This is a genomic window from Salegentibacter profundi, assembly GCF_054121475.1.
In genome coordinates this window covers 1,938-16,549 of the sequence record NZ_JBSYGG010000015.1, presented here as the reverse complement: position 1 = coordinate 16,549, position 14,612 = coordinate 1,938, and the positions used below count along the sequence as shown (strand labels likewise).

Here is a 14,612-nt window from a genome sequence, read left to right as displayed (position 1 = left end):
TTTCCTATGGTTTACGCGCCAGAAATCTTATCACTGCAGCTTTGCCTTTATGGTATTCCCCTTCATCGAGCTCGACCTCCATGTCTTCAAACTCTTCGAATATATACCCTCTAAAATCAACCTCCAGCTCTTCTTTGGTGTAGAGCATCTCCGCATCTTTCGGTCCACCGGATTTCGGGTTCTGCTTCTGATATTCTATCTGCTCCCTGCTGAAACCTTCAAAAATCACCACTCCGCCCGGGCGCAGGTACTTATCGAATTGCTGAAAATAATGTTCTCTGACCTCCACGGGAAAGTGTGCGAAGATCAGTCCTATAGCATCAAACTGCTCTTTCTTATAATCCAGAGTCTCCAGCTTCCCTACCTGATAGTCGAGTTCAACTTTATATTCCCTGGCGAGTTTTCTGGCCTTCTTCTTTCCTTCCTGGCTTATATCAAAGGCTGAAACTTCCCAATCCATTCTCGCGGCATAAACCGCATTTCTACCTTCCCCTTCAGCCGGCAAAAGAATTCGACCGGGCCTAAGCTCGTCTAACTTCTCCTGGAAATAGCTGTTTGGCTTTTTCCCGTAGACATACTCTTTTTCGGCATAACGTTCATTCCAAAAATCTTTCATAATCTTCTATTTTTTTCTGAAACTGCAAAAAGTAAAATTCTGTTTCCCTCCCGAGGGGGTGGTGTGATCTACATTTCTACATTCCAGGGTTTCAAATTTTTCTTCCAAAAGGCCGCTGAGCTGTTCGATGGAGTACTGCCTTATTTCCCTGCCACTGCATTTGGTGGGGCCTTCCTGGGAAAAGGTAGCCAGTACCACGTAGCCTCCACGCTTTACTGCCCGCTCCAGGTTATGGATATAGCCTTCAATCTGGTGCGGCTGTGTTAAAAAATGAAAAGCAGCACGATCATGCCATAGATGGTACAACTTTTCCGGTTCAAAAGAAGCGGCATCCGCAGCGATCCAGCTCACCTGCGCTGCCTTTTCGCCCAGCCGGTCCTGGGCATGATCCAATGCTTTCTCAGAAATATCCAGGACGGAAATATCCCGGTATCCCTCCTCCATAAGATAATCCACAAGGTTAGAATCTCCCCCACCAATATCAATTATCCTGGCGGTCTCCGGCAGGTCCAGGTTAGCAATCATTTCCAGGGAAACCTTCGGTTTTTCCTGGTACCAGGTAGCATCTTCATATTTCTTTGTCTGATAAACTTTTTCCCAATGTGTCTTTGAGGCTGAACTCATATATTTCTATTCATTATTGTTTGTTATGTCTTTTTAGACTTATCAAGGAATTTGATCATATTAAAGCTTTTCATCAGGTGGAATAATCCTGGTAGAATCACCAAGCCGCCAATGAGCAACATTAGCGCAAGATTATCAATGGTGGCTTTCGGCGCGAGATTCTCCAAAAGGCTCAATTCCTCCTGTGCGGTAATTATAATATAAGGAAAATGAGCGAAAATAGCAGCAAACATCACTAATACCACCTGCAGACCTGCCAGGTACCGACTCCAGATCCTGCTTCCCCTTCTAATGCTTCGCCATAATGGAAACAGTAATAAACCTGAAATTCCTACACTGGCCAAAGAAACTGGATTATGAAGAAAATCTTCGATAAAGCTATAGCCTGCCAGGTAACCGTACACCAGAAGGATCAATCCCAGGATCACCAGCACTACAGTATATATAGCTGATTTTTTCCTGTAGAGTTTCCGGGCGGCCCCCTGGGTTTCTGCGATCAGGTAATTCGCAGCCAAAAACGCGCAAAGGGCGGCATAGAAAAGCCCTATCAGCAGTCCAAAAAGATGCAACCACGGCTCCATAAAAAGGTCATAAAAACCGTAATTGGTATAATCATCAGTGATGATAATTTTTCCGCTAATAAGGGCGGCAAAAGACATCCCAAGAAAGACCGGGGTAACCAAACTCCCTATCCGGAAGAATCGGTTATACCAGATTTGAGAACTGTCTACCACCGCATCATAGTGTCGGAAAACAAAAGCCACTCCCCTTATGGTAATACCCAGCAAGACCAGTACCAGTGGAATATGAAGGTAGATCATCATCACATTAAAATAAGCCGGGAATCCCACCCACAGAATGACCAGTAAAATGATCAGCCAGATATGATTGGCTTCCCAAACTGGTCCCATCACGCGGTAGATCGTATCCCGGGTCACTTTTCGATGCTCCCTGGAGGAAAACAACTCCACGATCCCTGCTCCGAAATCAGCCCCACCTAACAGCACGTAGAGCAGCAAAGAGAACAAAAGGAAAAACAGTACGATATATAACATAATTATTCTTCTTTATTGAGGGCTTTCATCTGCCGGTTCATAAGCCAGGTTACGGTAACACCCAGAATAATATATAAAAAGAGGTAAAAGAAGAAACTGTATTTCATCCCCGGCATCGGGGTCACCGCATCTTCGGTGCGCATTACCTGGTGAATGATCCAGGGCTGGCGTCCAACTTCGGTCACCACCCAACCGGCCTCCAATGCGATAAATCCAAGAGGCGCAGTAATGATAAAGAGCAACCAGTATTTTCTACTTTTGAACCAGTGCTTCTTTTTAAGACTGATAAAATAAACCAGGCCGGCCAGCATAAGCAATGTTCCCAGACCAACCATTATCTGAAAGGCATAATGGACGATAGGAACCGGGGGTAGCTGATCATCCGGAAAATCGTTCAGCCCCTTTACCTCCGCATCAAAATCACCAAAGGCAAGAAAGGATAAGGCTCCAGGAATCGCAATTTTATAGTTGACCTCCCGGTTTTCCTCATCGACAATACCGCCAATATAAAGAGGGGCCCCTTTTTGTGTCTGGTAATGCGCTTCCATAGCAGCCAGTTTTACCGGTTGGCGCTTGGCCACATCCTTGGCGGAAAGGTCTCCACTAAGTGGTTGTAAAAATGCAGCCACAGCTCCAAAGACAATGGCAATTTTAAAGGCCTTGGTATGAAGCTGGATATTTTTCCCACGAAAGATCTGCAGGGCATGTACGCCCGCCACAGCAAATCCGGTAGCCACGAAGGCAGCCAGGGTCATGTGCAGCGCCTGGGTGAACCAGGCCGGGTTGAGCAGGGCCTGGACCGGGTCGATATTGAGGAATTCCCCATCGATATAATCAAACCCGGAAGGGGCGTTCATCCAGCCGTTGGCTGAAACCACCAATATCCCCGAGGCCACACCGGCCACTCCCACAATAATCCCGGTAAACCAGTGGAATTTTTCAGGCAGCTTCTTCCATCCATAAAGGTAAAAGCCAAGTGCTATAGCTTCCACAAAGAAGGCCGCCCCCTCCAGGGAAAATGGCATTCCAAAAATAGGTCCGGCATGTTTCATGAATTCCGGCCATAACATTCCTAGTTCAAAGGAAAGCGCAGTCCCTGAGACCGCCCCGGTAGCAAAAAATATAGCTACCCCTTTTAACCAGGCTTTAGTAAGTTTAAGGTAAACCGGGTTCCTGGTTTTTAACCATTTGTGGTGCGCTACCACCATGAAGAAAGGCATCACCATCCCTATACAGGCAAAAATTATATGAAAGCCAAGGGTGAAGGCCATTTGCAGCCTTGCATAATCCAGATTCTCCATCGAGTATAATTTATATTTCGCCTCCTACTTCTTTCATGTTGCGTAGGGGCTTACCAAGCTTAAAATTAGGAAAAAATCTCGCGCTGGAATGATAATAATAAAAGTAATTCCAAAGGATATCCATAATTAACAATTGATCAATTTGATTTAGCCAGGAGGGCTTGAACCATAGTTTTAAACGTGCCCAGCACCAGGATATATCCGGAAGTTTCTGATCCTATTCCCATTGTAAAGGTTAATAAAAAAGGCCAAGCCGAAAAAAGTACTGGTTTTCCAGGGCTTTTTATTCCCTGGTAAAAAGATCTGGAAAATAAGAGGTGCCCATCCCAAAAAGGCATTAGTCCTAGAAAAAGAAGATGGGGACACCTATTCCTAACAAGTTGGAAAACCAGGGGAAAAATCTTCCGCTTCGTTTCATGTATTGCCGGTATTCCGGGAATTTTTGCTGCAACAATTTTTCTTCGTATCTGCTTTTAAAATAAAAAAGAATTAGCAATAGGAAGGCTATCAGCAGCTTGTAGCCGGAGCCTAGGTACAGGGCCAGGGAAAATGCCGAAAGTAAAATCCCTGAATAAATCGGATGCCGAATATATTTAAACAATCCGTGGGTGATAAGCTGGGAGTTCTTTAAAGGCCTTGGAAATATAGAAAGGTTGGTTCTGAGCTCAAGTAGCCCTATAAGAACTACCCCTGCACCAAGAATGATCAGGGGTAGTAATAAGTAATCAATCCATACCGGTAATCTGAACCTTAAAAGGGAAATATCTAATAAAAAACTTAAAAACAGTGTCAACTGTAAACCCACATAAGCAATATCTTTCGCCTTAAGATTCAAATTACCGGAGCTCTTTATACGTCCTTGCCTTTTAGCATTTTATTCCAGTAAAGGTATGGTAGTCCGTATTTTTTCAGCATCCATAAACGCCAATGTTCTTTTGAGGAATCGAAAACCAGCATTTTCTTTAATTCGGGATCCGGCGTAAACTTGTTCTCATAATCAAATTCTGCCAGTACCATTTTCCCGTATTCCGTAACCAGCGGACAAGAAGAATACCCATTGTATTTCTTATTATCGGCTGCTTTATTCTTCATGAGTTTCTCTATATTATCGAGCACTACGGGGACCTGTTTCCTAATGGCGGCACCGGTTTTCGCTGTTGGCAGGGCTGCAACGTCCCCCAAACCAAATACATTAGGGTATTTATTATGCTGGAGGGAATGATGATCCACATCCAGCCATCCTTCGGCATTGGCCAGTTTGGATTTCCTTACAAATTCAGGCGCTACCGATGGTGGTGCAAGATGCAACATATCATAATGTATCCCTACCATATTACCTTCCTTCTCTATCTTCAACTTGGCAGGATTATGCTCGTAAGCCTCAGGCGCAAGTTCATACCAGGCAATCTGTTTTTCCGGATCAATGCGTTTTAGGGCATGGTAGAATTTCAGGTTGATATTCTTTCGATCCACGATCTTCATCAGGGTCTCTTTGATCTCCGGTACGGCAAAGATCACCGTGCCATTGGTAGCAAATACTACGTTGGTCTTATCCTTGAGCCCATGTTTTTTAAAGTAAGCCTCTGCAAGGTACATGATCTTCTGCGGGGCCCCTCCACATTTAATCGGAGTGGTCGGTTGGGTAAACAAAGCGGTACCTCCCTTAAAGTTCTTGAGAACCTCCAAGGTATGTTTAGGATCGGTATAGTTCGAACATACATTGCCCTTATCTATGGCTTCGGATAGACCGGGCACAAGACTCATATCATAGGTAAGTCCGGGTGCTACCACAAGGTAATCATAAGCGATCTCCCCGGATTTCTCGGTAGAAACCGAATTACTATCAGGATCCATCGCAGTAACCTTATCCTGGTACCACTTTACTCCTCCTGGAATAAGATCAGCCATAGGGCGGGCCGTCTTATCAAAATCGTAAGTCCCGGCCCCTACCAGCGTCCAAGCTGGTTGGTAATAATGGGTCTTGGCAGGATCGATGATCGCAATATCTAAATCTTTATGTTTTCGTTTAAGGCGTGAAGCCATCATTAGGCCACCGGTACCGGCGCCTATAATAAGTATCTGGTGTTTGGAATTCATAGTATAAAATTTTGCACTAATTTAGTTAAAGTTAACCTAATTTCGTGTAACGGCTGTTACATAAGGAAAGAAATTTGTAAAGGAATTATAATAAATAAAAGTGCCACTAATAAAGTATAAGTCAATACATATTTTGTCGTAAATCACACATCCTCAGTAGTTTTAATAATCCAAATTCAAATACCTTTGATTCAAAAAGGGGGTGAAACTACAAATAAGCCAAAGATAGAGAGGCAGGATTCATGCTTTGCCTGTTAATTCCTTATAAGAACTTAAAAGCTAGATTCGTCCTTAAGGAAATTTCTCATGTCACTGAATAAAATTTCAAACCGTTGAATTATAAGAATATTATAGACAGGGAAAGACGTGATATGTTTTAAAGCAGCTAGACATGCCTATCCGAACAAAGAATATTTTCCTTAAAAAGAACTAAAAAAAATCCTCTCACCTTCTCCCAATGTGTTTCCGGGAGTCTGAGGTGAAAGGATTTTATCTTTTTATTTTTTATAGGGCTTAGGATGTATCCAAATCGGTTCAAACAACTTCAATCTGAATTTAAGTAATCCGAATGCTCCGAATTAGGCCAGTTCGGCCCACATGATATAAATTCCCATAATCAATACGAACCAACCAAAAGCCTTTTTCAGTTTATTCCCATCTATGAATTTGTTAAGGTATACACCCAGGAAGATCCCTGCTATGGATAATCCGGTAAAGACCAGTAAGAATATCCAGTCAATATCAAGGTTCTGAACATCTCCTATAAATCCGATAAGCGATTTAACCGCGATGATAAGCAGGGAGGTCGCCACTGCTTTTTTCATGGGTAACTTAGCCAGGAGCACCAGGGCGGGAATAATAAGGAAACCACCACCGGCTCCTACGATCCCGGTAAGAACTCCCACCACAATTCCTTCTATAATAATAAGAGGGTAATTATAGGAAACCTCTGTAGGTTCAGGTTTTTGGGATTTCTTTTCCCTGATCATGGAGATAGAAGCAAGGATCATAATAATAGCAAAGAAAAGCATGATCCCAATATTCTTGGTGATCTCAAAATCGGCAACATTGAATAAATGTTCGGGTATCGCCGGTACTATGTACATTCGAGTAATGTATACTGCGATAAATGCGGGAATGGCAAATACAATAGCTGTTCGTAGGTCAACCAGCCCCTTTTTCATGTTCTTTATCGCTCCCACCAGGGAAGATGATCCAACCACAAAAAGTGAATAAGCAGTGGCTGTAACGGGGTTGACCGCCATAAGGTAAACCAGCACAGGCACGGTTAATATTGAACCTCCACCTCCAATAAGTCCCAAAACAACTCCGATGGCTAACGCCCCAACGTAACCAAGAATCTCAAGTATTTCCATAAGTTTAGTTTAGTTTTTACAGCTGCAAAAGTACTGTCTTGAGGCCCCGGTTACAGTAACAAGGGTTACACAAGAAAATATTAGCAGAGTGTTTTGGAAAACTTATGAAAAGATACTACTTTTTTACCTATAATTTTATAGTTGAAGCACCTCAATACTATTGCGTTGAAGCTTTATTTTACCCTCTAATTCTAATTTCTTAAGCAATCGGGAAATCACCACCCTGGAGGTATGCAGGTCATAGGCAATTTGCTGGTGGGTATTGTTAACGATCTCATGCTGATTGATCTTGGCCTTGTCCTGCAAATATTTCATGAGCCGCTGGTCCATATTCATAAAGGCAATGGTATCTATGGTATCAAGCATCTCGCTCAGTCGCGCGTGATAGCTTTCAAAGACGTAATTACGCCAACTCTTATATTTGGAGGTCCACTCCTCCATCTTTTCGATGGGGATCATTATTAATGTGGTATCACGCTCGGCTACGGCACGGATCTCACTACGGGTTTGTCCCATACAACAAGAAAGGGTCATTGCGCAGGTATCGCCCCGTTCCAGAAAATACAGTAATAGTTCATCCCCATCTTTATCATCGCGCATGATTTTAATAGCGCCTTCTAAGAGCAGCGGCATCATCTTGACATAATCACCGATTTCGATGATCTTCTCCCCCGCTTCCACGTGTTTGAGAGTCCCAACTTCTGATATTTCTTTGATTAAGGCCTTTTCAAATATAAAATGATAAGCCTCTTCTAGTTTTGCAAGCATGAAATATTTTTTAGAGGCCTAAATTAGGAGTTTTTTATGGTTTATGGAATTTTTTGTTCAGAGATATGACAGACTTAGAATGTTATGAAAAGCTCTATTGAAGACGTGCATAAAGCTTTGACGGAATTGAACTGAAAAAACGATAATGAATTTGCTGTTATTGATTTCATAAAGGTCAATGGATAAACTACTGCTCTAAATGACCAAATCACGTTTCACCCATTAACATACCACAGATATGTTCGTGAAACACCGCCTTCCAGGGAGGTCCTCGCGCTCCAACCTTCTCCCTTGAGCCTACTTACATCCAGTAGTTTTCGTGGTGTACCATCGGGCTTGCTTTCATCCCATCTGATCTCCCCTCTGTGTCCTGCGATTCCCTGAATTAAAAATGCCAGTTCTTCTATGCTAATTTCCCTACCTGTACCCACATTATAGTAGCTTTCCGATAGCTGGTGTTCCAGGACAAAGTGCACTGCATCGGCAAGGTCATCTACATATAGAAACTCACGAAGGGGCTTACCACTTCCCCAAAGTACTACGGGTTTATTCCCATTTATTTTAGCCTCATGAAATTTCCTTAGCATCGCTGGTAAGACATGGGAACTTTCCAGGTCGAAATTATCATTTGGACCATAAAGATTGGTAGGCATAAGGCTGATAAAGTCCTTATCATATTGCCTTTTAATAGCTTCACAGGCTTTTAATCCTGCTATCTTGGCAATAGCATAAGCCTCATTGGTCGGTTCCAGCGGGCCTGTGAGCAAATATTCTTCTTTTAAGGGTTGCGGAGCATGTTTGGGATAGATACAGGAACTACCAAGGAAAATGAATTTCTGCACCTCATTTTTGTGAGAGGTTTCAATAAGATTATTCTGGATCTGAAGATTTTCCATCAGGAATTCATAGGGATGGTCCCGATTGGCCAGGATTCCTCCTACCCTAGCAGCCGCATCGATAACGACCTCCGGCTTTTCCTGCTTAAAAAAAGCATCTACTGAGCCCTGATTTCTAAGGTCCAGTTCGCTGGAAGTTCTTCCTATAAGGTTGGTATAGCCTTCAGCTTCCAGCTTCCTCCATATAGCGGAGCCTACCATGCCCTTGTGTCCGGCGATATATATCTTGTTTTTTATATCCATCTAATTACTACTCAAAATAATTCATCGTTTCATACCCACCATCCTTTAGATGCTGCTCCTTCTTCATCAATTCCACATCGTTTTGCATCATTTCTCTTATAAGACTTTCCAGGTTGTATTCCGGGGACCATCCAAGTTTGTTTCGGGCTTTAGTAGCATCCCCCCTTAAAAGATCAACTTCTGCAGGACGGAAATACTTCGGATCTATACTCAGTACCTCTTTACCCGGTTCCAGCTGAAAATCGGGATGCTCACATTTTAATACGTACGCCTTTTCCTGGTTTCCTGTCCCTCTGAATTCAAGGCTAATCCCCACTTCCAAGAAAGCCATTTTCACAAAATCTCTTACAGTATGAGCCTTACCGGTAGCGATCACCCAGTCTTCAGGTTGATCTGCCTGGAGGATCATCCACATTACTTTCACATAGTCTTTGGCATGCCCCCAGTCCCTTTTTGCATCCAGGTTGCCCAGGTAGAACTTATCCTGAAGCCCCAAGGCGATCCTGGCAGCGGCCCGGGTTATTTTCCGCGAAACAAAGGTTTCACCCCTCAATGGGGATTCATGATTGAAAAGAATCCCATTGGATGCAAACATCCCATAGGCTTCACGGTAATTTACGGTAATCCAGTAAGCATACATCTTGGCCACTCCATAAGGGCTCCTGGGATGGAACGGGGTAGTCTCCGATTGCGGTGATTCCTTTACTTTTCCGAATAATTCGGATGTGGAAGCCTGGTATATCCGGGTCTTCTTTTCCAAGCCAAGGAGCCTAACCGCATCCAGCAAACGAAGTGCTCCCAAACCATCGGTGTTACCTGTATACTCAGGCATCTCAAAGGAAACCTGCACATGACTCATCGCCGCCAGGTTATAAATCTCATCCGGTTGTATTTCCTGGATGAGGCGGATAAGATTGGTACTGTCCGTCATATCTCCATAATGGAGTATAAAATTCCGGTCTTCTTCATGGGGATCCTGGTAGAGATGATCTACCCTATTGGTATTGAATTGTGATGCCCGCCTTTTTATACCATGAACGATATACCCCTTCTTCAGGAGAAACTCACTGAGATAAGCCCCATCCTGCCCGGTTACCCCGGTAATCAATGCTACTTTCTTCATTCGATTACTTGATTCTGCGGATTAAAAAAAATTCCGCAGCTATTTCGGATTCCAATATACTAATTAACCCGCTTCCGACACAAAAGTTATTCTTCGTACCTTGAGGATATCAGCTAATTCGAGGAATGAGAGTTACATCTTTTAGTATAAAGCAAAGAGATAAAAAGGGAAAACATCAAACCTTCAAAATAGGGAAAATGCTAAACACTAAGTTTTCAAGATCAGAAAAAGGGAAATTACCTTTTCCTGCCAACCTACATCTACTCTGAAATTAACACTTGTAAAACTTAAAAAGACCTTAAAATTCAGTATCTTAGGGAGTGTAAATCAAAACTATTACTGCAGTGAAAAGATTTGTTTATATTATATTATACGTACTGGCAGTGGTTTTTCCTGTTTCCATGGAAATTCAGGCTGCACCTTATTTCCAGGACCTGCAACAGGATCAGGAATATACCGAATACAACGGTCAGGTGCTTAGCAGTGACCGTGAAAGACCAGTGGGTTCAGCTCAACTCACTGTACTCAATACCAATATTGCAACCGTTACCAATGCCGATGGTGAGTTTTCCCTAAAAGTGCCTTCCAATTTAACTTCGGCCATTGTTCGGGTAAGTTACCTGGGCTTTGAGAGTAAAAATGTATCCATTGAATACTTCAGTGAGCAAGGCACAGAAATCTTCCTGGATCCCTCGGTAGAAGAACTCAGCGAGATCAGTATTTTTCAAGCAGAAGATGCTGGTAAACTTGTAAGAAGTATGTTATCCAAACGCAAGGATAATTACCTCGACCAAAGTACCAACATGACAGCTTTCTACAGGGAGAGTATCCGGAAAGGACGCAAGAACGTTTCCCTGAGTGAGGCGGTGGTCAAGATTCATAAGAAACCATATACTTCTTCAGGTAAAGAAGAGATTGAACTGATTAGAGCCCGTAAAACGGCCGATTATGATAAATTGGACACCCTTGCTCTTAAATTACGTGGAGGGCCCTACAACGCCCTCTATGTGGATGTGATGAAGTACCCGGAATATGTTTTTTATATAGATGATATCAGTGATTATAGCTTCAACTTTGATGAACCTACCCAGATTGACGGCAGGTACCTCTATGTGGTTAATTTTGAAGCCAAGGAAAGGAGTGCTCCCTGGTATTTCGGAAAGCTCTATATAGATGCCCAAACCAATACCCTTATAAGGGCTGAACTCAATTTGAATGTGGATAACCGCTCGGTAGCCTCCAGGCTTTTTGTAAGCAAGAAACCGGGAAGCACACGCGTTTATCCAATTGAAGTAAAATACCTGATTGACTACCAGGAGCAAGATGGTAAATGGTTCTACGGGTATGGAAGCGCTGATCTTACCTTCGTGGTGAACTGGAAACGAAAATTATTCAATTCTCGCTATTATGTACACAGCGAGATGGCAGTAACGGGATGGAAACCTGATCCAGGTGATGTCAATCCCAGAAGAAGTGACAGTTATATTAAACCGACTGTGGTAATGACCGACGATGTATCGGGCTTTAGTGATCCTGAATTCTGGGGTAGCAATAATATTATAGAGCCAGATAAAGATATTCAGAATGCGATAGATAAGATCCGTCAGCAACTCGAATAACAAAATATACAGGCCAGAGAAGTAAAAGGAACTAAAGCTTATTTAAATTCAAATTGGTCTGAAAAAGCTTTTCTTAAACCATAAATAATAAAAGTCACGCCAATAGGCGAGACTTTTATTATTTAGAAGAAAATTCAGTTTACAAACTTAGCAACCCGATGATAACAACATCCAGGTTCACCTCGGTATTTGCATCTACCGAAAGATTCAGAAGATCCGTATCTACATCATTAGCCATTGCGGCTTCAAGTTCTCCCTGGAATTCCAGTTGTCCATCAGCATCGGAATCTTCATAGGAGACAAAATGCAATTCATAATCTCCTTCTTCTATAAAATGAAGTTCAAAGTCTCCGCTACTCTCAGCGACAACGGAACTGTTTACGGCATTGGAAAACCGCAGTCCCTCTTCATCAGCAGAAGTTTCAGATTCCCCATAGGTCCCTGTCTCGTAGGCATATACCACTATGGCATCTGCACTGGCACTACCAAAGTCAGATACATTTCCGGTAATAGCTCCGGTCTCGATACTGTTTACTGCTCTAATACTGTTTGATAGCCTGCTATCTGATGCAAAGCTATATTCGCCGCTCTCATTAGCTACCACAGCCTTTCTTAGATCAAAATCCAGTACAACTTCGTTATCATTGCTTTCGTGGATCTCCACGTTGTCATTTAAGCTCAATTCATTGGAACCACTGGCAAGAGCTTTCTTTTCTCCCTCTGCGGTCAGAACATAATTACCAGGGGCCTCTCCCGAAGCATCGGTCTCATTGTCCAGTACAAGGGTAATATCTGAAGTTGTTCCACTTTCAAGATCAAGACTTCCCAATAATTCGGTTTGACCACTATGAAGGCTGCTAACCTCGATTGTCGTTTTCTCGAAGCCTTCAACAGCCTGACCATTTATCATCACACTTGCTACGGTCACAAACACACCTTGAACTTCTGGATTATCTACTGGGGAATCGGTTAGGTAAACCTGGGTTTCATAGGTCTGCGCATCAGGTTCTCCCGGACCAAGATCATCTTCATCATCTGAACATGAAACTAAAAGCCCAAGGGATAGCATCAAAATTCCTGTTTTAAATAAATACTTCAAATTCATAATTGTTTAATTTTATCGTCTATGACGATGGGTTTAGATTCTACTTAATTTCAGGTATTTTTAGAACATACTTACTGGTTTGCCTTAAAACGCACTAAGGCCTTGGCTATTATTTTTCAGGACCACTTTACAATCAGTTTAACAGGTTTTTAGAATTCATTAAGGAGTCGATAATTTCCCACTCCAGGCAAGATCTTCCCTGAAGCATAATCATTACTACTGTTTTGCTAGAAATTGGATTTAAAAAAATAAAATAAAAAAGAAGCAGCCATTTTACTGACTGCTTCCCCATTCAAATTAGTAATTAACCTAATTACTAGTTTCCAGACAAGATCTTCTTAAAGAAGACATCCCTATCTGTGATCACTCTCAAAATATAGATCTGGTTCGCTTGTGTGGCAAAATCCAGCGTAAGCTCTGTAACATCACCTTTGGTAACCTGCTTATCCTCATAGGTGCGTAGCAGCTGACCGGTAATATTATAAAATTCAAGGGTGACGTCAGAAGTGTATCCAAATTCATACTGAACGCTAAGGTTAGCAGTAAATGGCAATGGATATACTCTAAAGTCCACTGTTTCTTCCTCAGTAGTCATAGTCCTGAAACTGCTTTCTTCGATAGAAGCTTCAGCTCCATTAATACAACTTGAACTAGGCTCAGTATTGGCTGAACCTCCTAGAGGACAGTTTGCATTATTCATATAATCTAAATCCATAGCAAAACTCTTCTCCGTCTGAGAATCTCCACTCCAGGCAAGATTTACATCTTCAATTAAGGTATACACACTGGAATAAGCAAAACCTACTGCAGAACTACAGGTATTCAATAAGGCGGCTACTGACTGACGAGCCAGGTTTTCACCGTTACTGTTACCTTCAAGACTGATAGCTGCATATAAAGTAAGTCCAGCTATATGCAGAGGTGCATCCTCAAATACATCACCATACAGGGTACAGGTTGCTATAGTTACCTCTTCCTCACCAATGGTATAGGTGTTTTGGCACCAGTCATCGGTATGGTTCTTCCAGTAACCAAGTGTACAACCTTGATCGATAATACAGGTTTCCACAGTAACACTTATACTGTCAATACTGTAACAAACAGTATCCCCATACGTCAATTCACTGCGTACCCAATAAACCGTCGTTCCAAGCTCGGGAGTTACCACTGAGCCACCAAGGTCAATTCCACCTTCATCAGCAGCCGTCATATTATCATAATATGTCAATTCCCCTCCATCGGGATTACTCACATACATTGATAGATCAATTTGATCGCCTACACAGATAAAATCTGGAGGGGTGATGGTAATGTCAGGGTTGTCATAGACAAAGATATCGAAGGACTTCAGGGTGTAACAATCTTCATCACCATCTTCATCGGTATCCAAACGAACCCAGATAGTTTCTCCGGTTTCGTCTCCAGTGATATCAACCCAATAGTTGGCAGCATCAGTCGAAGATATCTCCACGCCATCAACATCAGGATCGCCATCATAGAAAGTGAAATCAGTTCCATCAGGTGCAGGTTCCATTACTATCGCATCCATTAAACTGAAATATGCGCCACCTTCCTCATCAACATCCTCACAAGACATTAAGTCTTCTACATCGAAATCAGGGTTGTCATAGACAAAGATATCGAAGGACTTCAGGGTGTAACAATCTTCATCACCATCTTCATCAGTATCCAAACGAACCCAGATAGTTTCTCCGGTTTCGTCTCCAGTGATATCAACCCAATAGTTGGCAGCATCAGTCGAAGATATCTCCACGCCATCAACATCAGG

13 protein-coding genes are annotated in these 14,612 nt (G+C 42.6%); 1 reads left to right on the top strand and 12 read right to left on the bottom strand.

Annotated features, from left to right (window positions below):
- Nucleotides 1-4: 4 nt before the first annotated feature.
- The 10 genes from ACW6NC_RS14705 to gmd all read right to left on the bottom strand — a co-directional run bounded on the left by ACW6NC_RS14705 (nt 5) and on the right by gmd (nt 10,099).
- A complete protein-coding gene (locus ACW6NC_RS14705; RefSeq protein WP_457867163.1) occupies nt 5-616 on the bottom strand; it encodes a class I SAM-dependent methyltransferase in 612 nt (203 codons plus the stop codon).
- Nucleotides 617-622: 6 nt separating this feature from the next.
- A complete protein-coding gene (locus ACW6NC_RS14700) occupies nt 623-1,240 on the bottom strand; it encodes a class I SAM-dependent methyltransferase (protein ID WP_457867162.1) in 618 nt (205 codons plus the stop codon).
- Nucleotides 1,241-1,263: 23 nt separating this feature from the next.
- Nucleotides 1,264-2,295, bottom strand: a complete 1,032-nt coding sequence (locus ACW6NC_RS14695) for a cytochrome d ubiquinol oxidase subunit II (RefSeq protein WP_457867160.1) — start codon at nt 2,293-2,295, stop codon at nt 1,264-1,266.
- A 2-nt stretch (nt 2,296-2,297) separates the two neighbouring features.
- Nucleotides 2,298-3,596, bottom strand: coding sequence for a cytochrome ubiquinol oxidase subunit I (locus ACW6NC_RS14690; protein WP_457867158.1), 1,299 nt, complete (start codon nt 3,594-3,596; stop codon nt 2,298-2,300).
- 343 nt (nt 3,597-3,939) lie between these two features.
- On the bottom strand, nt 3,940-4,431 hold the full coding sequence (locus ACW6NC_RS14685; RefSeq protein WP_457867156.1) for a methyltransferase family protein: 492 nt from the start codon (nt 4,429-4,431) through the stop codon (nt 3,940-3,942).
- Nucleotides 4,432-4,445: 14 nt separating this feature from the next.
- Nucleotides 4,446-5,693 (bottom strand): FAD-dependent oxidoreductase, encoded by a 1,248-nt coding sequence (locus tag ACW6NC_RS14680; protein ID WP_457867155.1) that lies wholly within the window; start codon nt 5,691-5,693, stop codon nt 4,446-4,448.
- Between the two features lie 578 nt (nt 5,694-6,271).
- Nucleotides 6,272-7,069 carry a sulfite exporter TauE/SafE family protein gene (locus ACW6NC_RS14675; RefSeq protein WP_457867153.1) on the bottom strand — a complete coding sequence of 266 codons (798 nt, stop codon included), beginning with the start codon at nt 7,067-7,069 and terminating at the stop codon, nt 6,272-6,274.
- 135 nt (nt 7,070-7,204) lie between these two features.
- Nucleotides 7,205-7,837 carry a Crp/Fnr family transcriptional regulator gene (locus ACW6NC_RS14670; RefSeq protein WP_457867151.1) on the bottom strand — a complete coding sequence of 211 codons (633 nt, stop codon included), beginning with the start codon at nt 7,835-7,837 and terminating at the stop codon, nt 7,205-7,207.
- A 215-nt stretch (nt 7,838-8,052) separates the two neighbouring features.
- Nucleotides 8,053-8,976 carry a GDP-L-fucose synthase family protein gene (locus tag ACW6NC_RS14665; protein ID WP_457867150.1) on the bottom strand — a complete coding sequence of 308 codons (924 nt, stop codon included), beginning with the start codon at nt 8,974-8,976 and terminating at the stop codon, nt 8,053-8,055.
- A 7-nt stretch (nt 8,977-8,983) separates the two neighbouring features.
- Nucleotides 8,984-10,099, bottom strand: coding sequence for a GDP-mannose 4,6-dehydratase (gmd, locus tag ACW6NC_RS14660; protein ID WP_457867148.1), 1,116 nt, complete (start codon nt 10,097-10,099; stop codon nt 8,984-8,986).
- A gap of 344 nt (nt 10,100-10,443) precedes the next feature.
- On the opposite strand from gmd, the gene ACW6NC_RS14655 reads away from it, so the two are divergent.
- On the top strand, nt 10,444-11,718 hold the full coding sequence (locus ACW6NC_RS14655) for a carboxypeptidase-like regulatory domain-containing protein (RefSeq protein WP_457867146.1): 1,275 nt from the start codon (nt 10,444-10,446) through the stop codon (nt 11,716-11,718).
- A 139-nt stretch (nt 11,719-11,857) separates the two neighbouring features.
- Here ACW6NC_RS14655 and ACW6NC_RS14650 read toward each other — a convergent pair whose 3' ends face one another.
- The gene (locus ACW6NC_RS14650; RefSeq protein WP_457867145.1) at nt 11,858-12,823 is read right to left on the bottom strand and encodes a DUF4382 domain-containing protein; all 966 of its coding nucleotides are present in this window, start codon (nt 12,821-12,823) and stop codon (nt 11,858-11,860) included.
- Nucleotides 12,824-13,139: 316 nt separating this feature from the next.
- Nucleotides 13,140-14,612: T9SS type A sorting domain-containing protein (locus ACW6NC_RS14645; protein ID WP_457867143.1), on the bottom strand; the 1,473-nt coding region annotated here is incomplete at its 5' end.

What these genes read in the sequence shown, in the direction of transcription:
- ACW6NC_RS14705 (WP_457867163.1), bottom strand. Translation starts at nt 616, where the DNA reads ATGAAAGATTTTTGGAATGAACGTTATGCCGAAAAAGAGTATGTCTAC.
- ACW6NC_RS14700 (WP_457867162.1), bottom strand. Translation starts at nt 1,240, where the DNA reads ATGAGTTCAGCCTCAAAGACACATTGGGAAAAAGTTTATCAGACAAAG.
- ACW6NC_RS14695 (WP_457867160.1), bottom strand. Translation starts at nt 2,295, where the DNA reads ATGTTATATATCGTACTGTTTTTCCTTTTGTTCTCTTTGCTGCTCTAC.
- ACW6NC_RS14690 (WP_457867158.1), bottom strand. Translation starts at nt 3,596, where the DNA reads ATGGAGAATCTGGATTATGCAAGGCTGCAAATGGCCTTCACCCTTGGC.
- ACW6NC_RS14680 (WP_457867155.1), bottom strand. Translation starts at nt 5,693, where the DNA reads ATGAATTCCAAACACCAGATACTTATTATAGGCGCCGGTACCGGTGGC.
- ACW6NC_RS14675 (WP_457867153.1), bottom strand. Translation starts at nt 7,069, where the DNA reads ATGGAAATACTTGAGATTCTTGGTTACGTTGGGGCGTTAGCCATCGGA.
- ACW6NC_RS14670 (WP_457867151.1), bottom strand. Translation starts at nt 7,837, where the DNA reads ATGCTTGCAAAACTAGAAGAGGCTTATCATTTTATATTTGAAAAGGCC.
- ACW6NC_RS14665 (WP_457867150.1), bottom strand. Translation starts at nt 8,976, where the DNA reads ATGGATATAAAAAACAAGATATATATCGCCGGACACAAGGGCATGGTA.
- gmd (WP_457867148.1), bottom strand. Translation starts at nt 10,099, where the DNA reads ATGAAGAAAGTAGCATTGATTACCGGGGTAACCGGGCAGGATGGGGCT.
- ACW6NC_RS14650 (WP_457867145.1), bottom strand. Translation starts at nt 12,823, where the DNA reads ATGAATTTGAAGTATTTATTTAAAACAGGAATTTTGATGCTATCCCTT.